The following is a 21,450-nucleotide window of genomic DNA, read 5'->3' on the forward strand; positions in this document are numbered from 1 at the left end:
TACGCAGAAGGCCGCGCACTCTCGCGAGCGCGCGGCCTTCTGTTCCTCCGATGTCGACCTGGAGGTCAGTCCAGGTAGTCGCGCAGCACTTGCGACCGCGACGGGTGACGCAGCTTGCTCATGGTCTTGGACTCGATCTGGCGGATGCGCTCGCGCGTCACGCCGTAGACCTTGCCGATCTCGTCGAGCGTCTTGGGCTGGCCGTCGGTCAGACCGAAGCGCATCGAGACCACGCCGGCCTCCCGCTCGGACAGGGTGTCGAGCACCGAGTGCAGCTGCTCCTGCAGAAGGGTGAACGAGACGGCGTCCGCGGGCACGACGGCCTCGGAGTCCTCGATGAGGTCACCGAACTCGGAGTCGCCGTCCTCACCGAGCGGGGTGTGCAGGGAGATCGGCTCGCGGCCGTACTTCTGCACCTCGACGACCTTCTCCGGGGTCATGTCGAGCTCCTTGGCGAGCTCCTCCGGGGTCGGCTCCCGGCCCAGGTCCTGCAGCATCTGACGCTGCACCCGGGCCAGCTTGTTGATGACCTCCACCATGTGCACCGGGATGCGGATGGTGCGGGCCTGGTCGGCCATGGCACGCGTGATCGCCTGCCGGATCCACCAGGTGGCGTACGTGGAGAACTTGTAGCCCTTCGTGTAGTCGAACTTCTCGACCGCACGGATCAGACCGAGGTTGCCCTCCTGGATCAGGTCCAGGAAGAGCATCCCGCGACCGGTGTAGCGCTTGGCCAGCGAGACCACGAGGCGCAGGTTGGCCTCCAGGAGGTGGTTCTTGGCGTTCTTGCCGTCCTGGGAGATCCACCACAGCTCGCGCTTGAGCTTCATGTCGATCTTGTCGCCGGAGTTCAGCTTCTCCTCGGCGAACAAACCCGCCTCGATGCGCTTGGCGAGGTCGACCTCCTGCTCGGCGTTGAGCAGCGCGACTTTGCCGATCTGCTTCAGGTAGTCCTTGACCGGGTCGGCGGTCGCTCCCGCGGTGACGACCTGCTGGGCCGGGGCGTCGTCGTCGTCGTTCTGGCTGAGCACGAATCCGCCGGCGGCCTCCGAGGCCTCCTTGGCGGCCTGACCGTCCTGCTTCGCGGTGGTCTCGTCGGTGGACTCCTCCGGCTCGGCCTCGGACGACGCGGCGGCCGCGTCGGCAGCCTTCGCGGCCCGTGCACGCTTGGCCGTCGCGGTCTTCGCGGCAGCGGCGGTCTTGGCGGCCGCGGCCTTCGTGGTCTTGGGAGCCACCTTGGTCACTGTGACACCGTCGTCCTGGCCAGACTCGACGGCGGCCTTGGCCGGTGCCTTCTTCGCGGCGACCTTCTTGGTGGCCGCGGCCTTCTTGGTGGTGGTCGCAGCGACCACGGGGGTGCGCTCGGCGGCGGGGGTCACCTCGACACCGGCCGCGGCGAGGGCGCGCAGCACAGCAGGGGCGCGACGTACGTCGTGCCCGGCCTCATGCATGGCCGAGGTCAGCTCCGCACCGCTCACGCCTCCGCTGGTCCGCGACGTACGCACCAGCTTCTCCAGGGCGGGGTGGGAGATGTGCTGCGGCAGCTCGGACGCAGTGTTGACTTTGGCCACGGGTGGTCACCAACTACCTTTCGAAACAACAGCATCGGCGCGATGAGCGCGCGCGACACCGACCGCTTAGGGCGGCATCGAAGTTTGGGGATCGTGAAGCTCGTCCGCCCAGGTCGGCGACAGCCTCTGGTTACCATTATAAAACGACTTCGGCCGTGCTCCGTCCACCGGCCGATCGGGCCGCTCAGGGCTTGACCGCGAGCACCGGACAGTCGGCGTCCAGCAGGATCCGTTGCGCGTGCGAGCCGAGGATGAGTTTACCGACCGCGCTGCGCCGTCGTAGGCCGATGACCAGCAGTCGAGCGGACCGGGACCGCACCAGATCGAGCAGGAAGTCGGTGATGTCATCGCCGTCCGGGTCTGCGACCTCCGCCTGCACCCCGTCCGCCCGGATCCGCTCCAGCGCCGCGTTCAGCTCATCCCGACGCCCCCGCGACGGGACGACGATGAGCGGGCCGCCGCCGTCGCGCGCCTCGTCGGCCGCGCGGGTGATCGCCGCCTCCCCCTCCGGGCTCGGCAGGTAACTGACCACGACGCTCATCGTTGCCTCCTTGGACCGGCGGGGCGGGCTCGACGTCTGCGGCCGACGCTACCCGACCTCGCGGGGTCGCACCCCGCGGACGGCATCCACCGCGTCAGCCACCGCTGCGGCGATGGCGTCGGTCTCAATCAGGAAGCCGTCATGACCGTGGGAGGACGACATCACCTGCACCCCGCCTCGCCCGTGGGCCTCGACGATCTCCTGCGACAACTCCACCGGGAAGAGCCGGTCGGAGTCGACGGCGACCGTGCGCAACATTCCGTCGTACGCCCCGAGCACGTGCGCGAGCGAGCCGCGCCCGCGGGTCACGTCATGCGTCGCCATCGCCCGGGAAAGTTGCAGGTAGGACCCGGCGTCGAAGCGGGCGGTCAGTTTGGCGGCCTGATGGTCCAGATAGCTCTCGACGGCGAACCGGCCGTCGCTCATCGGGTCCTCGGCGCCCTGCGGGTCGCGCCCGAACCTGGTGTCCAGCTCGGCGGCGCTGCGGTACGTCGTATGCGCGATCCGGCGGGCGAGGCCCAGCCCTTGCCGGGGGCCCGGTCCGTGCCCGTAGTAGTCGCCGCCGAGGTAGTCCGGGTCGGAGGTGATCGCGAGTGCCTGCGCCTGGCCCCAGGCGATCTGGTCGGCCGTGGCGCGGGCGGTGCTGGCGATGACGAGCGCGCCGTCGACCCGGTCGGGGTGACCCGCCACCCATTCCAGTGCGCGCATCCCGCCCATCGATCCGCCGAGCACCAGCCGCCAGCGGTCGATGCCGAGCGCGTCGGCGAGCCGTGCTTCCACGGCGACTTGGTCCCGCACGGTCGTCGCCGGGAACCTCGCGCCCCACGGGCGACCCGCCGGATCCGATGATCCCGGACCTGTCGTGCCGCGACAGCCGCCGAGCACGTTGCTGGCGACCACGAACAGCTCGCGGGTGTCCAGCGGCGCACCCGGCCCGATGAGCCCGGGCCACCAGCCGGCGGTGGGCTGCCCGGGCCCGGCCGGGCCCACGACGTGGGAGTCGCCGGTGAGTGCGTGCTCGACCAGGACGGCGTTGTCGGCGTTCGCGTTGAGGGTCCCCCAGGTCTGGAACGTCACGGTCACCTGGGGCAGCGGCACACCGCTCTCCAGAGTGATCTCGGGCAGCAGCAGGGCTCGAGATGCGGGGTTGGTGCCGACGGGCGGGCGCACCCAACGGTCAGCCGGGCGCGCAGCGTCGCGCTCCGGGGTCGGTCGGTGGCGTTGTTGCGTCACAGTCATCGGCGACTTCCGGCTCAGGGGGCCGGTGCCTGGAGGGATGGCTGACCCCGCGCTTGCCGGTGCCATGTCGACATCGGCCTTGTCCTCACCCGGGGCACCCCACCGCGGTGGAGGGTTGCCGCCCAGTCAGCCGGGGCTTGGCACTGGGACTCTTGACGTCGACCACCGTAGCAGCGGGACTTGGTGCCCGACCTCGGCTCCAGCACACCGGTGCGGGCGGGCGACGCACGCGGGCGCAGGAAAGTGACCGCACCGCCGACACCCCACCCCGGCGCCGTGCGTCGGCGCAGGAAAGTGACCGCACCGCCGACACCCCACGCACGCGACGTCCAGCAGCGCGAGCGGACCGCAGCGCTCCCCTCCACGCCGCTCGAGAACCCGCCGTCTCCACAGCAGAGCGGCCGCAGCGCCGACACCCACCCGGGCGGAGTCAGGCGCACCGGCGGGGACGGGCGCCGAGCTCCACCGCCCTGCCCAGCAGCCGCGCGAGCCGGTATCCCGGGTCGATCCGCAGGGCCTGCTCCACCGCGACGGCCGCGAGCGCTCCGGAGCCGCTGCTCCACGCCGAACCGGCGATGAAGGTCAGCACCGGAGGACGCATCCACTCCGGGAGGCAGTGCAGCCACTGCACGAGCCTCGCCCGAATGGCGCGGGGATCGAGAGCCCCCGCCACGTAGGGGGACAGCGCAGGCGTCGAGGGCGTCGGGCCCGGCAGGCCGGGCGCCACCCAGCCGAAGACCTCGTCCCGCACGGCCGGGTCGGCGATCGCGCGGCTCAAGGAGGCCAGCATGGGGACCGGCATCTCATGGATCGGTGCCGAGCCGTGCAGGATCTCCCACATCGCGGCGGTGAGCGCAGCCGGGCGCATCGGCCGATCAACGACGGGCGCGGCGCCGACCGCCCGCGCGACCTCCGTGCGGCACTGGTTCAACGACGCGCGCAGGTCGGCACGCGAGGCGTGCGGCGCGATCCCGTCCAGCACCGACTCGAAGACCGCATCGACCCGGTCCGGGTCCGGCAGCGCGGCGGGACGTCTCGGGCAGCTTCCGCAGCCGCACCGGTGGGCCCACCATCCGCCGTCCCGGGTCACCAACAGGTGCGCCGCGTCGACGTCGTGGGCCCGGAGCACGTCGTAGGCCACGTCGAGCAGTCGGGTCGGCGCATCCTGCGGCACGGGAGGGGTGTCCACGAAGGCGCAGCACAGCGCGCTTCGCACCCCGGCCCGGGCGAAGACCTGCCCGATACGACCGATCCCGGGCAGGAGGTCGTCCTCCTCCCCCAGGTCCAGGCGGGCGACCACCCGGATCCGTTGGTCGGCGAGCCCGACGACGACCAGGGAGTCGGTGGGCCGGAAGCCGAGCTCGTAGGGCAGGTAGGCGATCAGTTCGCCGAGGCCGTGCAGAGTGCTGCGCATGCGCCCACCGTGGCGCGGCGCGACGCACGCGGGACGTCCGCCCTCAGGGGGTGTGGATGTCTCCTGGGTGCCTCGGGGGATGTGGACGACCGACGGGTCAGCGCAGACGACGCCCGCGCACCGTGTGCTTGCGGGCCGCCTCCCAGGCCAGGAAGTCGTCGGTGTCGTGCACCAGCGCGTTGGCGAGCCAGGCGAGGACCACGGCGTCGTCCGCCAGGCCCACGATCGGTGCCAGCTTCTCCGGGATCAGGTCGACGGGTGAGGCGATGTACGCGGCGGCGGCGACCATCGCGGCGACCCGGGCGGGTGAGGATCCGGTGTACTCCTTGGCGGCCACCGCGCGCACCATCCGGGGCAGCGCGGTCAGCCGCGCCGCGACGCTCGGCCCGGACGGGTCCGCCACCGAGGCGATCGAGTCCCGCAGGGAACGGACCGTGGAGGCACTCATCCGACGACTCTGCCGCGGGCTCATGCGCTGGCGCTCGCAGTGCCGGGCGATCCCGGCCGGGCCACCGGGAACTGGATGCGGGCCGTCTTGGCGACCTTGTTCAGCAGATAGACGTCGAGGCCGGCTCCGACGACCCCACCGGCGAACGGGATCGACTTCCCGAGCCGGGGCAGCAACTTCTCGCTGACCTGGGCGATGAGACGGAAACCGACCGCTTTGTCGATGACCATCCGGGCGGCGGGCGGCAGACCCCTGGTCGCGAGGTTGGCGAGCCGACCGGTGCTCACCACTCCGGCCTTCTTCAGCAGCGCGTCGGCCTCCCCGCCGACCAGCGCCAGAAGGATGGCTGATCGCAGATCGGGGTTGCGCAGGTCGTAGCCGCGCAGGTGCGCGATCGCCGCCGTCATCCGGGTCGCCAGCGTATAGAAGCCGGCGATGTTGGCCGGCAACGAGACGGTCATCGTGACGAATCCGCCCAGCCCGGTCACGAACCCGCCGGCAGCAGCAAGTCGTCGGTGGTCGGCGATCACCTTCTCGATGGCCGCGTCGACGTCGCCGCCGCTCTCCTGCAGTGCCCGCTGGGCCACGTGATCAGCCGAGTCGAAGCGTCCCTTCCCGTCGATGCCGACGTCCATCAGCCGGTTCGCCAGGGTCATCGAGGTACCGGCGAACGCCCCCTTGTTCAGGTCGAGTTCGGTCGATTTCTTGGAATTGCGATGAAGGAGGGCCACGAACCCATCGTGCCAGTAGCCGAGCCGGGCCCGCGGAGGCTGCGCGTGCATCGGCTGCAGAGCGCCCCGGCGTAGCGTGGCGCCATGGCTGCCCCCACTGACAACGACCCGGCATTCCAGCACTTCGCGCACCCGGAACGGCTCGTCTCCACGCAGTGGCTGGCCGACGCGCTGGACCGCGGCGAGGACCTCGTCGTGCTCGAATCCGATGAGGACGTCCTGCTCTACGACGCCGGCCACATCCCTGGTGCGCACAAGCTCGACTGGCACCTCGACCTGAACGATCCGGTGAGCCGCGACTTCGTCGACGGCGAGCACTTCGCGCAGGTGATGGGCGAGCGCGGCATCGGCCGTGACACCACCGTGGTGATCTACGGCGACAAGAGCAACTGGTGGGCGGCGTACGCACTGTGGGTCATCACGCTCTTCGGCCACGAGGACGTGCGGCTCCTCGACGGCGGCCGGGCCGCGTGGGCGGCCGAGGACCGCCCGCTGACCCGCGAGGTGCCCACCGCGACACCGGTGCAGTACCCGGTCGTACGACGCGAGGACCCGCCCATCCGCGCGTACCGCGACGACGTCCTGGCGCACCTGCCCGGCCCGCTGGTCGACGTACGCTCCCCCGGCGAGTACAGCGGTGAGCTGCTGAGCATGCCGGACTACCCGCAGGAGGGCGCGATGCGCGGCGGCCACATCCCCGGCGCGCGATCCGTGCCGTGGGCGCGGGCGGCCGCCGAGGACGGCCGGTTCCGCGGGCGCACCGAACTCGAGGCGATCTACCAGGGCGAGCAGGGGCTCGCGCCCGACGAAGACGTGGTCGTCTACTGCCGCATCGGCGAGCGGTCGTCGCACACCTGGTTCGTCCTCACCCATCTGCTCGGCTTCGGATCGGTGCGCAACTACGACGGCTCGTGGACCGAATGGGGCAACTCGGTGCGGGTGCCGATCGAGACCGGCGCACCGTGAACGAGGACCTTCCCGCCCCGATGGCGGAGCTGGCGGACGACTTCAACGCCCTGGAGCCCAAGGACAGGTTGCAACTGCTGCTGGAGTTGAGCGACGAGCTCCCACCGCTGCCGCAGCGGTACGCCGACGAGCCGGGCAAGCTCGAGCAGGTGCACGAGTGCCAGTCCCCGCTCTTCCTCGCGGTCGAGGTGGACGACCGGGAACGGGTGCACCTCTTCTTCCAGGCCCCACCGGAGGCGCCGACCACCCGGGGGTTCGCCGGCATCCTGCACACCGGGCTCGACGGTCAACCCGCGCGTGCGGTGCTCGACGTACCCGATGACGCCGCATGGAGGTTCGGGCTCGCAGAAGCGGTGTCTCCGTTGCGAATGCGTGGGATGCTGGCCATGCTCTCCCGCATCAAGAGACAAGTCCGCGAACGTACGTCGGGGATGCCTGTGCCCGACCACACCGGTGAGGTTCGAGAACACCTATGAACAAGAAGGCATTGATCGCGATCCCCGCAGTGATCGCGGTGATCGGCCTCGTGCTGCTGATCATCGGATTCGCCTCCGGTGGGGGTGCGAAGGTCTCGTCGTTCTCCAACGGCGCCCGCGTCACCTCCTCCGACGCCGGCTTCTCCCTCTACAGCAAGGACAAGGCCGCTCGCGCCGCCACGGTGTGCACGGCGGTGTCCAACGGCAAGACGTCCACGATGGGGCGTCCGAGCTCTGATTTCTCGGTCAAGAGCGGCGGAAGCACCTACTGGGAGGTCGCGCGCAGCACCGACGGCATGACCAAGGGCGACTACACCGTCAACTGTGCGGGTAGCAACAACCTGTTCGCCGGCACCCGCGCTGACAAGGTCGGCGGCGGCTTCAAGGTGCCCAGCATCGTCCTCGGCCTGATCCTGCTCGTCGGCGGTCTGCTCGGCGTCGTCCTGCTCAGCCTGCTGGGTCGCAGGAAGACGGCTGCGGGCGGCGCCCAGGGGCAGTACACGGGCTACCAGCAGGGCAGCGCCTACGGCCAGGGGTACGGCGCGCCCGGCGCGTACGGCTCGTCCTCGGGTCAGCAGGGCCGGCAGGGTGGCTACGGCCAGCAGCCCGCTCAGCAGAGCGGGTACGGCCAGCAGCCCGCCCAGCAGAGCGGGTACGGCCAGCAGGGCCAGCCCGGCCAGCGGGGTGGCTACGGCCAGCAGGCCGCCCAGCAGGGCGGGTACGCACCCCAGTCCGGCCAGGGCAGTCAGTCGGGCAGCGGGTACGGCCAGCAGGGTGGCTACGGCCAACAGCCGGGCCAGCAGGGTGGATACACACCTCAGTCCGGCAGCGGGTACGGCCAGCAGGCTCAGCCCGCACAGCAGGGCGGCTACGGCCAGCACTCGGGCCAGCAGGCTCAGCCCGCACAGCAGGGCGGCTACGGCCAGCACCCGGGCCAGCCCAGTCCGTCCGGTGGCTACGGTCAGCAGGGTGGGTACGGCCAGCAGCCGGGCCAGCAGGGCGGGTACGCACCCCAGTCCGGCCAGGGCGGTCAGTCGGGCAGCGGGTACGGCCAGCAGGGTGGTTACGGTCAGGGTCAGCCCGCTCAGCAGGGTGGATACGGTCAGCAGGCTCAGCCCGCTCAGCAGGGTGGGTACGGCCAGCAGCCGGGCGGATACACCCCACCGTCCGGTCAGTCCGGTCGGTCCGGTCAGTCCGGCCACTCCAGCCAGCCCGGCCAGTCCGGGACTGCCTACGGCCAGCTGCCCTCCCAACAGGGCGGACACGGCCAGCAGCCGGGTCAGTCCGGTGGGTACGGCCAGCAGCCGGGTCAGTCCGGTGGGTACGGCCAGCAGCCGGGTCAGCAGAGCGGTTACGGCGAGCAGCCCTGGCAACAGGGGCAACAGGGGCAACAAGGGCACAGTTCGACCCCGGTCGATCCGGCCGACGCGCCCACCACGGCCATCTCGGGACTTCCCGTCGATGACCAACAGGGTCAGCAGAACCAATATGGTCAGGACGGTGGCCGGCGCCCGCAGGGCGAGCGTGACGAGCACGGCACCGACGACCAAGGCGGGCAAGGCTGAACCAGTCGACTGTCACCGCACGGGCCCCGTATCCCTCGTGGATGCGGGGCCCGTTGCTCGGCCTTGCCGTCGACGCGCGCACGGGCGAGGTGGCCATCGCGACGACTGCCGACTCACCCGGCACCGCGCAGATCGACCACCAGGCGCACCTGTCCGAACCCGTCCGCGCGGGCGAGTTGATCGCCGCTAGGGACGGCGACACCGCCCATCCCGTGCGCTGGGTCTGGTGGTCCGACCAGGTCCCTCGCGCGCTGCTCGCGCACGGCATCCGCCCAGGCCGCGGACTCGACCTGTTGCAGACCGACCTGCTGCTGCACGGCGGTGCCCGAGCCGCGCCCGAGCACATCTGGGCCCGCGCGATGGGCCTGGACCCTGACGGCGTGCCTGCCCGCCACCAGGGTGATCTGTTCGACAGCCCGGACGACCCGCCCGTCGGGAGCGACGGGCCGCAGCCCCTAGACGAGCAGGGCTACCTGCGACCGGGTTTCCTGGCCGCAGAGGGGTCGACCGCTTCTCAGTGGGCGCATCTGGCCGTGCGCGTGGCCGAGCAGCAGACACAGCAGCTGCAGGAGCGTCCTCGGGCGGTGGCGACGGCGTACAGCGAGTCGGGCGCCGCGATGCTCGCGCTGGAGTTGGAGCGCACCGGCCTGCCCGTGCACCGGCCCACCCTCGAGCGGCTCATCGAGGCCTCGGCCGGACCTCGGCCGCACACTCCGCAGGACGAGATCGACGCGCGTGCGGTCCGCGATGCCGCCGTGCTGGCGCTGATCCCGCCGGGGCGGGCCGTCGATCTGCGCAACCCCGAGCAGGTGCTCACCATGTTGCACGGGTTGGGGATCCGGGTGGACAACACCCGCAAGTGGGAGCTGGATCGATACCGCGGCACCCACCCCGTCGTCGACGCCCTGCTGCGGTGGCGGGCCGACGAGCGCATCGCGACGACGTACGGCTGGGCGTGGCTGCGCGACCATGTCGGACCCGATGACCGACTGCGGGGGCGGTGGCACTCCTTCGACGGCGGGGCGGGGCGGATGACCGCGGAGGCGGGGCTGCACAACCTGCCGGCCGCTCTGCGCCCGGCGGTCGTCGCCGCGCCCGGGCACCTCTTCGTCCGCACCGACCTCGGCCAGATCGAGCCGCGCGTACTGGCCGTCGTCTCCGGCGACCCGGCGCTGATCGCCGCGACCGCACAGGACGACCTCTACCGCACCGTCGCCGACCAGCTGCGGGTCGAGCGGCCGATCGCCAAGGTCGCGGCCCTGTCGGCGATGTACGGCGGCGCGGCGGGTCAGGCGGCCGCGGCGCTGGAGGGTCTGGACCGGGCCTACCCCACCGCGATGGCGTATCTGCGGGCAGCGCAGGCCACCGGTGAGAGCGGGGGCTCGATCACGACGTACGGCGGACGACTCATCACTGTGCCGCGCAGCACCGAGCAGGCTCAGGCGCGGGCGCGGGGGCGCTTCGCCCGCAACGCCGTGGTGCAGGGGGCTGCTGCGGAGTTCTTCAAGGCCTGGGCGCTCACCGCGCGGCACGCGATTGCGGCGTACGACGCCCGCATCGTGCTGTGCCTGCACGATGAACTCCTCGTGCACGTGCCCGAGGAGCACGCTCCCGCCACGGCGGCCGCGGTCGACTCCGCGCTCCAGGACGCCGCACGCCGCTGGACCGAGGGCTCACCGGCGCGTTTCGTCTCCGACACCGGCATCGTGCGCAGCTGGGCCGACGCCAAGGCCTGACTCGACAAAATGGACATGCAGGGCGGGGCACATGTGCCCCGCTCTGCATGTCCGAAACGTGAGATCAGTTGGAGTTGTCATCCGACTCGTCGCGCAGGAACTTCTCCAGCTCGGCGCCGATCTCGTCGGCGCTCGGCAGTTCGGCCATCTCGTTGGCCAGCAGGTTCTGCCGCTGCAGTCCCTCCTGGAACGCGTCGTACTGCTGCTCCAGCCCCTGCACCACCTCGACCACGTCGGGGTTCTCGGCGACCTGGCGGCCGATCTCGGCGCGGTGCAGTCCCGCGACGGCGGTCAGCTCCTGCATCGGGATGCTGAGGCCGGTGAGGGCGCACACCGCCCGGAGCGCGGCCACAGCGGCGTCACCGAAGTCGGTCTGGGTCAGGTAGTGCGGCACGTGGATCGCGAATCCGGCAGTGTCGATGCCGGATTCGGCCAACCGCAGGTGCATCAGCGACTCGAGGCTCGAGGGGATCTGCACCATCCCGAAGACCGGGTTGTTCTCCGGCATCAGCCGCTGGTCGCTGGCATAGCGCGTCATACCGACCGGGCGGGTGTGCGGCACGGCCATCGGGATGCCGTGAGCGCTCACGACGAGCTGCACACCGAGGCGGCGTACGAGCATCCGCACGGCCTCGATCACGCGCTCCCACTGGTGGTCCGGCTCCGGGCCGGCCAGCAGCAGGAACGGGGTGCCGTCGTCGTCGGTCATCCGGAAGAGCGTCAGCGCCGGGTCGTCGTAGTCGCTGTAGTGGTCGCGGTCGAACGTCATGACCGGACGGCGTCCGCGGTAGTCGAGCAGTTGGTCCAGGTCGAAGGACGCCACCACCGTGTGCTCGAGGGTGCCGAGCAGGTGTGACACCACCTGCTTCTGGGTGTTGCCGGCGTCGATGAGGCCACCGAGCGCCACGACCATCGTGTGAGCGCCCAGCTCGCTGGGATGGGTGTCGTTCTCGAAGCGATACAGCTCCTGTGGATCCTGCACGGTGCTCTCCTGCTGACGAATGATGCGCTGTTCGCGCCTTCCTCTGCCCGTTCCAACGCCCGGCCAGCGCGCACGATTCCCGCGTGGCACTCCCCCGTCGCGCGGTCTGCGTCACTGCCCGCGCGGGACGCCGGCACGCGTCAGGCGGGGACCTGCTCGCCGTATCCGAGAGTGCGCAGCCGCGCACGGAGCCGGTCGGCGTTCGTGGCCAGCACCTGCGGGTCCTGTCCGTGCGTGACGGCGTTGACGTCGAAGTCGCCGTGACCGTTCGCGGGCCAGACGTGCACGTGCAGGTGGGGCACCTGGAAGCCTTCGATCAGCACTCCCGCCCTCCGTGCGCCCCACTCCTGCACCTGCGCGCGGCCGATCACCTTGCCGACCGACATGAGGGTGGCGACGAGGTCGTCGTCCGCGTCGAGCCACTGATCCACCGGTGTACGCGGCACGACCAGCGTGTGTCCGTCGGTGAGCGGGTCGACCGAGAGGAACGCCACGCACACCGGGTCCTGCCACACGATCTGGCCGGGGATCTCTCCGTCGATGATCTTCTCGAACAGGGTGCTCACGGGGCGCCTCTCGACCGCAGGGACATCGGGTCCGGCCAGCATCTCAGGTCACGGGTGCCGTCTCATCCCCGTCCGTGGCGCTGGAGGCTCACGGCCGTCGTCGGCGTGCGGCAGTTCTCACCGGGTTCGGCACTGCGGCGTCGCCGGGCTTAGCGTGGAGCTCCGAGCATCGACAGCACTGGATGGGACCGCGATGACCGAGCACGCGACGCTGCGACAGTTGAGCGGCATGCCAGAGGCACCCGCGCCGTTGGCCGACTCGACCTTGATCATGATCGACCTCCAGAACACCTACACCCGTGGCGTCATGGAGCTGGACGGCGTCCAGGCGGCGCTGGACCAGGCTGAGGAACTCCTGTCGAACGCGCGGGACGCCGGCATCCCGATCCTGCACGTCATGCATGACGACGGTCCGGGATCGCCCTACGATCTGCAGGACGACATCGGCCAGATCGTCCCGCGCGTCGCCCCACGTGACGGCGAGCCGGTCATCGTCAAGAATTACCCGAACGCCTTCACCGACACCGATCTTCACGAGCGGCTGCAGGCCGCACCGGGCCGCGACCTGATCATCGCCGGGTTCATGACCCACATGTGCGTCAACTCGACGACGAGGGGGGCGTTCAGCCTCGGATACTCGCCGTCGGTCGTCGCGGGGGCTACGGCGACGCGCGCCCTACCCGGCACCGACGGCGGCGCCCCGGTGTCGGCCGCTGCCCTGCAGGCCGCCAGCCTGGCCGCCCTCGCCGACCTGTTCGGCGTCGTCGTCGGCACACCCTCCGACATCCCGGGCTGACCGCTTCGAGCGTGGTCGTCGCATCCGGGCCGGCCACGTATCAGGTGGTCGGCGCCGCCTCGATCCGGTCCATCGCCTTGCGCAGTCGCTGCACCGAGACCGCCCCTGAGGTGCCGAGCCGTTGGGCGAAGAAGCTGATCCGCAGCTCCTGCACCTGCCAGCGCAGCCGGCGTACGGCGTCCTCGCGGCGGCGCGCGGGCGGCAAGCCCTCGATGAGGTCGCCCAGCTCCCGCTCGACGGCGTGCACCTCGTCCATCCGCTGGGCGTCGCGGGCGATGTCCTCCGGCGCACGTTCGAGGCGTTCGAGCATCCCGCGCAGATAACGGTCCAGATCGCGCAACCGGGAGGCGCCCGTCGCCGCTATGAACCCGGGATAGACGAGGCCTTGATGCTGCCGGCGCACGTCGGCGACGAGCTCCGCGACGGACGGGCGGATCATCGAGTCGAGTGCGAGCTGTACCTCGCGGGAGTGGTGCAGCACGGGCACCAGGCCCTCCACGATCGACAGCACCTGCGCCGACGCCTGCTGGCGTGTCTGCCGCAGCACCGCGTCGAACCGCTCCCGGGTCCGCACCGGCCCCGGTGAGGAGTCCGCTGCCACCACGGCGTCGACGGCGGCGGCCAGGACGTCGGAGAGCACCGCCTGCTGGTCGGCGTGCGGTCCCCAACCGAGCGCGAGCCGCTGGGCGTTGTCGAGCATCCCCAGCAACCGCGACCAGGGCACATCCAACTGCAGCAGCAGCAGGCGGCGTACGCCGGCCGGGTGCTCGGCGTCGCGCTCCGCGGCGCTCGGCAGCACCCGCAGGGCGACGCTGTCTCCCTCGTCCACGAGTGCCGGGTAACCCTGCACGGTCCGCTTGCCGACGCGCTCGGCGAGCTCGGCGGGCAGCTCCTCGAAGTCCCAGGTGGTCAGTCCGGATCGCTCGATCTCGCTGCCGGCCCGGGACAGCACCGAGCGCACCCGACCGGAGAGCTGCTCGCGCAGGGCGGACAGGTCCTCACCGTGCGAGAGCGCGCGGCGCCGCGAATCCTCAACGCGGAACGTTGCTTTGAGGTGGTTGGGCACTCGGTCCCAGTCCCACTGGTCGGCCGGGACGCGCACGCCGGTGAGTTGCTGGAGTGCTCCGGCGAGCTCGGTCGTGATGGAGCCGCGTGCCGGGTCCATCAGCGGCAGCGCCCGCGCCGCGACGTCGGGCGCGGGCACGAAGTTGCGACGCATCGCCTTCGGTAGCGACCGGATGAGCGCGGTCACCAGCTCGCCGCGCACACCGGGCACCAACCAGTCGAAACCGTCCTGGTCGACCTGGTTGAGCTGTTCTACCGGGACATGCACTGTCACACCGTCATCGCCGGATCCCGGCTCGAAGCGATAACTGAGCCGCAGATCGAGCTCTCCGCTGGACCAGGTCCGTGGATACTCGTCGAGGTCGATGTCGGCGGCGTCGTCGCCGCGCAGGTCGTCCTCGGACATCGTCAGCAGGTCGGGTGAGCTGCGCTGCTCCTTCTTCCACCACGCGTCGAAATGCGCTGCGGAAACGATGGATTCGGGGATCTTGGCGTCGTAGAACGCGTAGACGGTCTCGTCGTCGACCACCACGTCACGGCGCCGGGTGCGTGCCTCCAGATCGCGCAGCCGCGCGAGCGTCTGACGGTTGCGTTCGGTGAAGGCGTGCCGACTCTCCCAGTCGCCTTCGACCAGCGCGGATCGGATGAACAGGTCGCGCGACATCACGGGGTCGATGGACCCGTAGTCGACCTTGCGACCGGCGGCCAGCGGCAGCCCGTAGAGGGTGACCCGCTCGGCGGCGACCACACTGCCGCGGCGGCGCTCCCAGTGCGGCTCGGCGTAGCTGCGCTTCACCAGATGACCACCGGCGCGCTCGACCCAGGCGGGGTCCACCGCGGCGTTCGTCCGCGCCCAGAGCCGGCTGGTCTCCACCAGCTCTGCAGACATCACCCAGTCCGGCGGTTTGCGGAAGAGCGCCGACCCGGGCTGGATCGCGAACCGCACGCCGCGGGCACCGAGGAAGTCGCGCTTCTCGCGGTCACGCAGACCGACGTGCGACAGCAGACCGGTGAGCATCGCCTGGTGCACGGCGTCCTCTCCGGCCGGGGTGTCCGCGCGACGCATCCCCTGCTGCTTGCAGGCCTCGCGCAGCTGGGTGTGCAGGTCCTGCCACTCACGCACCCGCAGATAGTGCAGATACTCCCGTTGGCACATCCGGCGGAAAGCGCTGCTGGACAACGCCTTCTGTTGCTCCTTCAGATAGCGCCACAGGTTGAGCAGCGACAGGAAGTCGCTGGTCTCGTGGCGGAAGCGGGCATGCGACTGGTCGGCCTGCGGACGCTTCTCGGCCGGTCGCTCACGAGGATCCTGGATCGACAGGGCCGCGACGATGACCAGCACCTCGGCCAGGGCGCCGTTCTCCGCGCCGGCGAGCAGCATCCGGGCGAGCCGGGGGTCGGTGGGAAGCGCGCTGATGGCGCGGCCGGCGGCGGTCAGACGCGGGGTGCCCCGGGAGCCGCGCTCCTCGACGGCCTGCAACTCCTCCAGCAGCCGCACCCCGTCGCTGATCTGGCGGGAGTCCGGCGGCTCCACGAACGGGAACCGGGCCACGTCGCCCAGGTCCAGCGACGCCATCTGCAGGATGACCGAGGCGAGGTTGGTGCGCAGGATCTCCGGATCCGTGAACTCCGGGCGAGCGAGGAAATCCTCCTCGGAGTAGAGCCGGATGCACACGCCGTCGGCCACCCGCCCGCATCGGCCCGACCGCTGCCGCGCGCTCGCCTGCGAGACGGGCTCGATGGGCAGCCGCTGCACTTTGGTGCGCTGGCTGTAACGGGAGATGCGCGCGGTGCCGCTGTCGACGACGTACCGGATGCCCGGAACGGTCAGTGAGGTCTCGGCGACGTTGGTGGCGATGACGATCCGTCGTCCGCCATGCGAGCCGAAGACCCGGTGCTGCTCGGCGGCGGACAGCCGCGCGTAGAGCGGCAGCGTCGCGGTGCCGGGGAGGTCGAGGGCGTCGAGCGCCTCTGCGGCGTCACGGATCTCGCGCTCGCCGGAGCAGAAGACCAGGATGTCCTGCGGTCCCCCGTCGGACACCGGCTCGCTCCACAGCTCCTCGACGGCGCGCACTATGCCGGTGACCTGGTCGACGTCGACCAGTTGGGGCCCGGACGGCCCGGCGATCTCCTCGACCAGGGGCCGGTAGCGGACCTCCACCGGGAAGGTGCGCCCGGAGACCTCGATCACGGGAGCGGGCACGCCGTGCTGGGCGAAGTGCTCCGCGAACCGGCCCGGATCGATGGTGGCCGAGGTGACGATGACCTTCAGGTCCGGTCGCCGCGGCAGCAGCTGCTTGAGGTAGCCGAGGATGAAGTCGATGTTGAGCGAGCGCTCATGGGCCTCGTCGATGATCAGCGTGTCGTAGCGGCGCAGATCGCGGTCGCGGCGCAGCTCCGACAGCAGGATGCCGTCGGTCATCACCTTGACCAGGCTGTCCGGGCCCGAGTGGTCGGCGAAGCGCACCTGGTAGCCCACCACTCCCCCGAGCGGGACGTGCAGCTCGTCGGCGATCCGGTCGGCGACCGAGCGCGCGGCGATCCGGCGCGGCTGGGTGTGCCCGATCATCCCCGCGATGCCGCGGCCCATCTCCAGCAGAATCTTCGGCAGCTGGGTGGTCTTGCCCGAGCCGGTCTCGCCGGCCACAACCACGACCTGATGCGCCTCGATCGCGGCACGGATGCGCACGCGCTCGGCGACCACCGGCAGCTGGGGCGGGTACTCGATCGCGGGCAGCAGCGACCGGCGGCGTTGCTGCGCGGCCTCGTCCAGGCGCGGCGGACGCCCCGCGGACGTCGTACGCGGGCGGCGGCGGGTCGGGCGGGTGCGGCGTGAGGGCTGGGTCATCGGGGATCTGGTCCATTCTCCCGTACCGGCCGGGCAGGTCGCGCTGAGGTGAGATCCGCGTTCGGGACGGTGAGTCGCGCTCAGCACCATCGCGAAGCCGGATCTCAGAGGGACGGTGACGGCCCGAGGTCGCCGAGGGGCAGGCGCGCCAGCACCTCGTGTCGCGCTCTGCCATGTGGCCCCTCGCCCAGGTAGGAGGCGATGACCTCGACCTCTTCGGCCGACCAGAACGCTCCGCTGTAGCCGTCGAGCAGACGCACCCAGCGGTCGAGCGGGGTCGGGCGACCGCAGCGGGCGACGGTCACGTGCGGCCGGAACCGCTGTCCGTCGACCTGCGCGCCGCTGTGGGCGGCGGAGCCACGGACGCCGGCCGCGAGCGCCTGCAGTTCCTGGTCGGCGTGCTCGTCGGTGCGCAGCCCGACCCACATCACCTTGGCGCGCGCGGGATCGGGAAAGGCCCCTCCTCCGCCGAGGCACAGATCGAACCGGTCCCGGCGCCCGGCGGCCGCCGCGACAGCCTCCACCAGGTCGTCGAGGCGGTGTTCGGGGACATCGGGCAGGAAGGCCAGGGTGAGGTGGAACTGCTCGGCGTCGGTCCAGCTGAACGGCGCGGCGTCGCGTCGTACGTCGAGGAAGTCGTCGAGGCGCGCCACCTCCTCCTGAGGGGGCCGCAGAGCGACGAAGACACGGGGCATGAGGATGCCAACCACCCTGCGGGTGCTGGCATTCCGTGCAGCCCTAGGGCATGGGCACCTCGATGAACACCGGGCGTGATGCCTGGGGCGCCTGCGCCATACCCGCGAGGGTCGTAGCGGTGCGAGACAGCGAGACGAGCAGGTCACCGTCGCGCAGGGCCAGCTCGGGGTGCGCCAGCGGCTGGTAGGTGATGGTGCCGTCGCCGGGAGCCGGCACCGCGACGGTGCGCGAAAGCGCCCACGGGCCCTGCGGCTGCGATGCGGTCCACACCCCCACGCGCTGTTGCAGATCGCCGCCGCGCATCGAGACGGCGACCCAGGAGGTTCCGAGGTGACTGACGCTCAGGGCCTGGCTCACGGTGTCCCTGCCGAGCAGGGGTTGGGCGGCTGCGGCGTCGGGGATCCAGGCGAGGCCGTTCCAGTAGGTCCACGCGGTCGGATCCTGCACGCCGGATGCCGCCACCCGCGCGATGTACAAGCTGCGTCCCGCACCACGCGCGGAGCCGCCGCGGGTGCCGTAGACGTACACCTCGTTCCAGTCGCGGACCAGGGCCGAACCCCAGGTGATCTCCTGCGAGCGGGGTACGGCGACCACCGGGCCGGGCACCGGCGTCCCGCCACGCGGCACGTCGAACCGCGCGATCGCCGTACCGGAGATGGTGAAGTCCAGGAGCGACCTGCCACGCCGGATGCGCGAGCACGCGACGTAGACCTGGTCGCCGCGCGCGGTGGGCACGGCCGTGACCGAGGTCGGCCAGCACACCGTCGGCGGGGTGTCGGCGATCACCGGACCCCGGCCGGCCGGCACCACCTGCGAGGTGCACAACCCCGAGGTGACGAGCATGGAGTTCGCGGCGAACCGGTCGGCCGCGCTCGGATCGCGCAGCGTGTCGCCGAACGCCCACAGCACCCGTCCGTCGCTGAGCGGCGTGCTCGCGCCCACGTCGGCAGCCCGCCAGAGCGGAAAGCCCTGCAACGACTGCATCCAGGAGTTGAGTTCGCCGACGTCGTAGGTCTGGCCGGGCGCCACGTCGCCGCACGCGGTGACCGTCGAGAGCGCACCCGCCTCTCCGCTCCAGGATCGAGCGGAGTAACTGGGCGGCGCCTCGTCCCTCGGGAGGGCGCAACCGGCGACGGCCGACGCGCAGATCACCGTCAGCACAGCGACGACGACCCGGCAGGGCTCCCTCATCCGGCCACCCTAGGTGGCGCACGGCGGCGGCGACGGCTCGTCGTACTCAGCGGAACGCCTCGTCTCCGGGACGTCAGGGAAGCACGCCTGCGGCGGTCAGGGCCTGCGTGATGCGATGCGCGGGGTACGGCGTCCTGGGGCGGCCGGCGTACAGCTCCCAGTGGAAGTCGTTCATCACGACCGCGATCGCGGCATAGCGACACACCGTCGACCCCAACGGTGCGGGCAGTCCGACGGCGGAGCCGTCACGGACGCACCGTCGCAGGTAGTCGTTCCGTTCGACCGGGCCGGGAGGGGCGATCACGGTGGTGACGATGGTGTTGACGAGCTCGGTCACGACGTAGGCGAGGTCGTGATCGACCGTGTGCTGCAGGAACTGGCGCTCGGGCTCGGTGACGTCGAACGACGGTGACGCCGCCAGACCGAAGTCGGATACGTAGACGCGGTCGCCGTCGGTCAGCAGGTTGCGGAAGTGGGCGTCGAAGTGGGTCAGTCCGCCAGACCGCATACAGCGGACTGCTCCCAACAGTTGGTGCTCGAGAAGCGCACACGCGGCCTCCGCGGTCGGCGCGTCGCCCCCCAACTGCCTCGTGAACCACTGACGCACGGTCTCGGGGACGTACTCCAGGAACAGGACGACCGCGTCCGAGGCCCGCGCCATCGCCTCCAGCCGTCGTCGAACCGCCGGGGAGCCGTCCCAGAACCGGACGGCATGTTCGATGTCGTCCCGCTGCCCCGGGGTCGCCTCGGAAGGTGGACTCGGCAGAACGCGGTAGTGGTGCAGGAGCGGGAAGTCGGCGCAGGTACCCGCCAGCGCCCACCTGGTGGTCATCTCGTGGGCGGCCACCTCGCGCCACGCTCCGAACCCGGCGGAGCCCACTCCCCACGAGTACCAGGTGGGCAGATCGAAGACGTTGCCGGTGGGTCGGTTCGAGCCGGGACGGCGTTCGGCCTCGGTCAGAACGACCGATTTCACGAACACCGATGTGCCGAGCACGCTGATGCGCATCGTGGAGCCGCCGATCCCGGTGCCGCCGAGCTCACCGCCTTCGAGCGCGGCCGCCAGCTCGCGGTCGGACCACGAGGCCAGCTCCGCCGACACCGCGCGGTGCCTGATCGTTCTGCGCTCAAGGTCGTCCACTCGGCGAACGCTGCCACACGGCCGGGCGGCGCGTCCCTCCGACGCGGGGTCGGACGCGAATCGCCGCCGTCCCGAGGCGGGAGCGGCGGCGGATCGTCGTACGACGGGTGCCTACTTGGCGGCCGCGAACCCCTGCTCGAGGTCGGCCAGGATGTCGTCGATGTGCTCCAGTCCGACCGCGAGCCGCACCAGACCCGGCGTGACACCGGCCAGCAGCCGGTCCTCGTCGCTGCCCTGAGAGTGGGTCGTCGACGCCGGGTGGATCACCAGCGAGCGCACGTCGCCGATGTTGGCGACGTGGCTGTGCAGGGTGAGTGCCTCCACGAACGTCTTGCCCGCCTCGGCGCCGCCGGCGATCTCGAACGCCAGCACCGCGCCGGAGCCGAGCGGCGTGTACTTCTGTGCCAGCTCGTAGTACTCGTCACCGGGCAGCGACGCCCAGCGCACCGACTCGACCTGGTCCTGCTGCTGCAGCCACTGCGCGACCGCGCGGGTGTTCTGTACGTGCCGCTCGATGCGCAGGCTGAGCGTCTCGACACCCTGCGCGATCAGGAACGCGTTGAACGGCGAGATCGAGGACCCGAGGTCGCGCAGACCCTGCACCCGTGCCTTCAGGATGAACGCCAGGTTGGCGCCGAGCGGGCTTCCTACGCCGAGGTCGCGGGCGTAGACCAGCCCGTGGTAGCTCTCCTCGGGGGTGTTGAAGTTGGGGAACTTCTCCGGGTCCTTGCCGAAGTCGAAGTTGCCGCTGTCGATGATCGCGCCGGCGATCGCCGTGCCGTGCCCGCCCAGGTACTTCGTCGCCGAGTGCACGACGATGTCCGCGCCGTACTCGATCGGGCGCAGCAGGAACGGCGTGGCGACGGTGTTGTCGACCACCAGCGGTACGCCGAGCTCGTGCGCGACGTTCGCGACGGCCTCGATGTCCAAGATCTCGATCTTGGGGTTGGAGATCGTCTCGCCGTAGAAGAGCTTGGTGTTGGGCTGGGCGGCTGCGCGCCAGCTCTCCGGGTCCTTGGTGTCCTCCACGAAGGTCACGTCGATGCCGTACTTGGGCAGCGTGAACTTCAGCAGGTTGAAGGTGCCGCCGTAGAGCGACGGGCTGGCCACGATGTGGTCCCCGGCCTCGGCGATGTTGAGGATCGCCAGCGTCTCTGCGGCCTGGCCGGAGGCGACCAGCAGCCCGCCGACCCCGCCCTCGAGGTTGGCCAGGCGCTGCTCGACCACGTCGGTGGTCGGGTTCATCAGTCGTGTGTAGATGTTGCCGAACTCCTGCAGGCCGAAGAGCTTGGCCGCGCGGTCGGTGTCCGGGAAGACGTACGACGTCGTCTGGTAGATGGGCAGGGCGCGTGCGGTGGTGGCCGCATCGGGCTCCTGGCCGGCGTGGATCTGACGGGTCTCGAAGGACCAGCCGGGGCTGTCGGTCATCGTGTCGCCTTTCGTGACGCAGGGTGCGGCACCGGCGAGCTCGCACTGCG

The 21,450-nt window shown here is 71.0% G+C and carries 18 protein-coding genes and 1 riboswitch; of the genes, 5 read left to right on the forward strand and 13 right to left on the reverse strand.

Going from position 1 to position 21,450, the window contains the following annotated elements; all coding sequences use genetic code 11:
• Window positions 1-65: 65 nt before the first annotated feature.
• From JOB34_RS09050 to JOB34_RS09075, 6 genes are all read right to left on the reverse strand, one after another.
• On the reverse strand, window positions 66-1,451 hold the full coding sequence (locus JOB34_RS09050) for an RNA polymerase sigma factor (RefSeq protein WP_233767745.1): 1,386 nt from the start codon (window positions 1,449-1,451) through the stop codon (window positions 66-68).
• 304 nt (window positions 1,452-1,755) lie between these two features.
• On the reverse strand, window positions 1,756-2,112 hold the full coding sequence (locus tag JOB34_RS09055) for a universal stress protein (protein WP_179481529.1): 357 nt from the start codon (window positions 2,110-2,112) through the stop codon (window positions 1,756-1,758).
• 48 nt (window positions 2,113-2,160) lie between these two features.
• On the reverse strand, window positions 2,161-3,351 hold the full coding sequence (locus JOB34_RS09060; protein WP_208052346.1) for a homoserine O-acetyltransferase: 1,191 nt from the start codon (window positions 3,349-3,351) through the stop codon (window positions 2,161-2,163).
• 44 nt (window positions 3,352-3,395) lie between these two features.
• Window positions 3,396-3,509: riboswitch (SAM riboswitch) on the reverse strand.
• Window positions 3,510-3,781: 272 nt separating this feature from the next.
• Window positions 3,782-4,765, reverse strand: a complete 984-nt coding sequence (locus JOB34_RS09065; RefSeq protein WP_208052347.1) for a DUF4192 domain-containing protein — start codon at window positions 4,763-4,765, stop codon at window positions 3,782-3,784.
• A 97-nt stretch (window positions 4,766-4,862) separates the two neighbouring features.
• Entirely contained in the window at window positions 4,863-5,213 is a 351-nt protein-coding gene (locus tag JOB34_RS09070; RefSeq protein ID WP_243757729.1) for a YkvA family protein, read from the reverse strand.
• Window positions 5,214-5,233: 20 nt separating this feature from the next.
• The gene (locus JOB34_RS09075; RefSeq protein ID WP_347813801.1) at window positions 5,234-5,944 is read right to left on the reverse strand and encodes an EcsC family protein; all 711 of its coding nucleotides are present in this window, start codon (window positions 5,942-5,944) and stop codon (window positions 5,234-5,236) included.
• Between the two features lie 84 nt (window positions 5,945-6,028).
• Between JOB34_RS09075 and JOB34_RS09080 the strand changes: the two genes are divergently transcribed.
• The 4 genes from JOB34_RS09080 to JOB34_RS09095 are packed head-to-tail and all read left to right on the forward strand — an operon-like array spanning window position 6,029 to window position 10,687.
• Entirely contained in the window at window positions 6,029-6,910 is an 882-nt protein-coding gene (locus tag JOB34_RS09080; RefSeq protein WP_208052350.1) for a sulfurtransferase, read from the forward strand.
• 20 nt (window positions 6,911-6,930) lie between these two features.
• Window positions 6,931-7,386: a SufE family protein gene (locus tag JOB34_RS09085; protein ID WP_243757903.1), complete on the forward strand. Its 456-nt coding sequence runs from the start codon at window positions 6,931-6,933 to the stop codon at window positions 7,384-7,386.
• A complete protein-coding gene (locus tag JOB34_RS09090; RefSeq protein WP_208052352.1) occupies window positions 7,383-8,951 on the forward strand; it encodes a hypothetical protein in 1,569 nt (522 codons plus the stop codon). The genes JOB34_RS09085 and JOB34_RS09090 overlap by 4 nt, the downstream gene beginning before the upstream one ends.
• A 41-nt stretch (window positions 8,952-8,992) precedes the next feature.
• Entirely contained in the window at window positions 8,993-10,687 is a 1,695-nt protein-coding gene (locus JOB34_RS09095) for a DNA polymerase (protein WP_208052353.1), read from the forward strand.
• A gap of 64 nt (window positions 10,688-10,751) precedes the next feature.
• Here the strand turns inward: JOB34_RS09095 and JOB34_RS09100 are convergent, their stop codons facing one another.
• Both JOB34_RS09100 and JOB34_RS09105 read right to left on the reverse strand, forming a co-directional pair.
• Complete coding sequence (locus JOB34_RS09100) at window positions 10,752-11,669, reverse strand: PAC2 family protein (protein ID WP_208052354.1); 918 nt, start codon at window positions 11,667-11,669, stop codon at window positions 10,752-10,754.
• Between the two features lie 140 nt (window positions 11,670-11,809).
• Window positions 11,810-12,235: an HIT family protein gene (locus JOB34_RS09105; protein ID WP_208052355.1), complete on the reverse strand. Its 426-nt coding sequence runs from the start codon at window positions 12,233-12,235 to the stop codon at window positions 11,810-11,812.
• 229 nt (window positions 12,236-12,464) lie between these two features.
• Between JOB34_RS09105 and JOB34_RS09110 the strand changes: the two genes are divergently transcribed.
• Window positions 12,465-13,031 (forward strand): cysteine hydrolase family protein, encoded by a 567-nt coding sequence (locus JOB34_RS09110; RefSeq protein ID WP_233761308.1) that lies wholly within the window; start codon window positions 12,465-12,467, stop codon window positions 13,029-13,031.
• Between the two features lie 40 nt (window positions 13,032-13,071).
• Here the strand turns inward: JOB34_RS09110 and hrpA are convergent, their stop codons facing one another.
• The 5 genes from hrpA to JOB34_RS09135 form a co-directional block, all read right to left on the reverse strand.
• Entirely contained in the window at window positions 13,072-16,944 is a 3,873-nt protein-coding gene (hrpA, locus tag JOB34_RS09115) for an ATP-dependent RNA helicase HrpA (protein WP_208052357.1), read from the reverse strand.
• 104 nt (window positions 16,945-17,048) lie between these two features.
• Window positions 17,049-17,639, reverse strand: coding sequence for an RNA 2',3'-cyclic phosphodiesterase (gene thpR / locus JOB34_RS09120; RefSeq protein ID WP_208052358.1), 591 nt, complete (start codon window positions 17,637-17,639; stop codon window positions 17,049-17,051).
• A 43-nt stretch (window positions 17,640-17,682) separates the two neighbouring features.
• Window positions 17,683-18,831 (reverse strand): DUF4185 domain-containing protein, encoded by a 1,149-nt coding sequence (locus JOB34_RS09125; protein WP_208052359.1) that lies wholly within the window; start codon window positions 18,829-18,831, stop codon window positions 17,683-17,685.
• 73 nt (window positions 18,832-18,904) lie between these two features.
• Entirely contained in the window at window positions 18,905-19,972 is a 1,068-nt protein-coding gene (locus JOB34_RS09130; RefSeq protein WP_208052360.1) for a serine/threonine protein kinase, read from the reverse strand.
• Window positions 19,973-20,083: 111 nt separating this feature from the next.
• The gene (locus JOB34_RS09135) at window positions 20,084-21,400 is read right to left on the reverse strand and encodes a bifunctional o-acetylhomoserine/o-acetylserine sulfhydrylase (protein ID WP_208052361.1); all 1,317 of its coding nucleotides are present in this window, start codon (window positions 21,398-21,400) and stop codon (window positions 20,084-20,086) included.
• Between the last annotated feature and the right edge of the window lie 50 nt (window positions 21,401-21,450).

It is taken from the genome of Allobranchiibius sp. GilTou38 (assembly GCF_017565325.1).
GTDB lineage: Bacteria > Actinomycetota > Actinomycetes > Actinomycetales > Dermatophilaceae > Allobranchiibius > Allobranchiibius huperziae.

Coding starts and splice junctions, on each gene's coding strand:
- JOB34_RS09050 (WP_233767745.1), bottom strand. CDS start 1,451: ATGCATGAGGCCGGGCACGACGTACGTCGCGCCCCTGCTGTGCTGCGC.
- JOB34_RS09055 (WP_179481529.1), bottom strand. CDS start 2,112: ATGAGCGTCGTGGTCAGTTACCTGCCGAGCCCGGAGGGGGAGGCGGCG.
- JOB34_RS09060 (WP_208052346.1), bottom strand. CDS start 3,351: ATGACTGTGACGCAACAACGCCACCGACCGACCCCGGAGCGCGACGCT.
- JOB34_RS09065 (WP_208052347.1), bottom strand. CDS start 4,765: ATGCGCAGCACTCTGCACGGCCTCGGCGAACTGATCGCCTACCTGCCC.
- JOB34_RS09070 (WP_243757729.1), bottom strand. CDS start 5,213: ATGAGTGCCTCCACGGTCCGTTCCCTGCGGGACTCGATCGCCTCGGTG.
- JOB34_RS09080 (WP_208052350.1), top strand. CDS start 6,029: ATGGCTGCCCCCACTGACAACGACCCGGCATTCCAGCACTTCGCGCAC.
- JOB34_RS09085 (WP_243757903.1), top strand. CDS start 6,931: ATGGCGGAGCTGGCGGACGACTTCAACGCCCTGGAGCCCAAGGACAGG.
- JOB34_RS09090 (WP_208052352.1), top strand. CDS start 7,383: ATGAACAAGAAGGCATTGATCGCGATCCCCGCAGTGATCGCGGTGATC.
- JOB34_RS09095 (WP_208052353.1), top strand. CDS start 8,993: ATGCGGGGCCCGTTGCTCGGCCTTGCCGTCGACGCGCGCACGGGCGAG.
- JOB34_RS09110 (WP_233761308.1), top strand. CDS start 12,465: ATGCCAGAGGCACCCGCGCCGTTGGCCGACTCGACCTTGATCATGATC.
- hrpA (WP_208052357.1), bottom strand. CDS start 16,944: ATGACCCAGCCCTCACGCCGCACCCGCCCGACCCGCCGCCGCCCGCGT.
- thpR (WP_208052358.1), bottom strand. CDS start 17,639: ATGCCCCGTGTCTTCGTCGCTCTGCGGCCCCCTCAGGAGGAGGTGGCG.
- JOB34_RS09125 (WP_208052359.1), bottom strand. CDS start 18,831: ATGAGGGAGCCCTGCCGGGTCGTCGTCGCTGTGCTGACGGTGATCTGC.
- JOB34_RS09135 (WP_208052361.1), bottom strand. CDS start 21,400: ATGACCGACAGCCCCGGCTGGTCCTTCGAGACCCGTCAGATCCACGCC.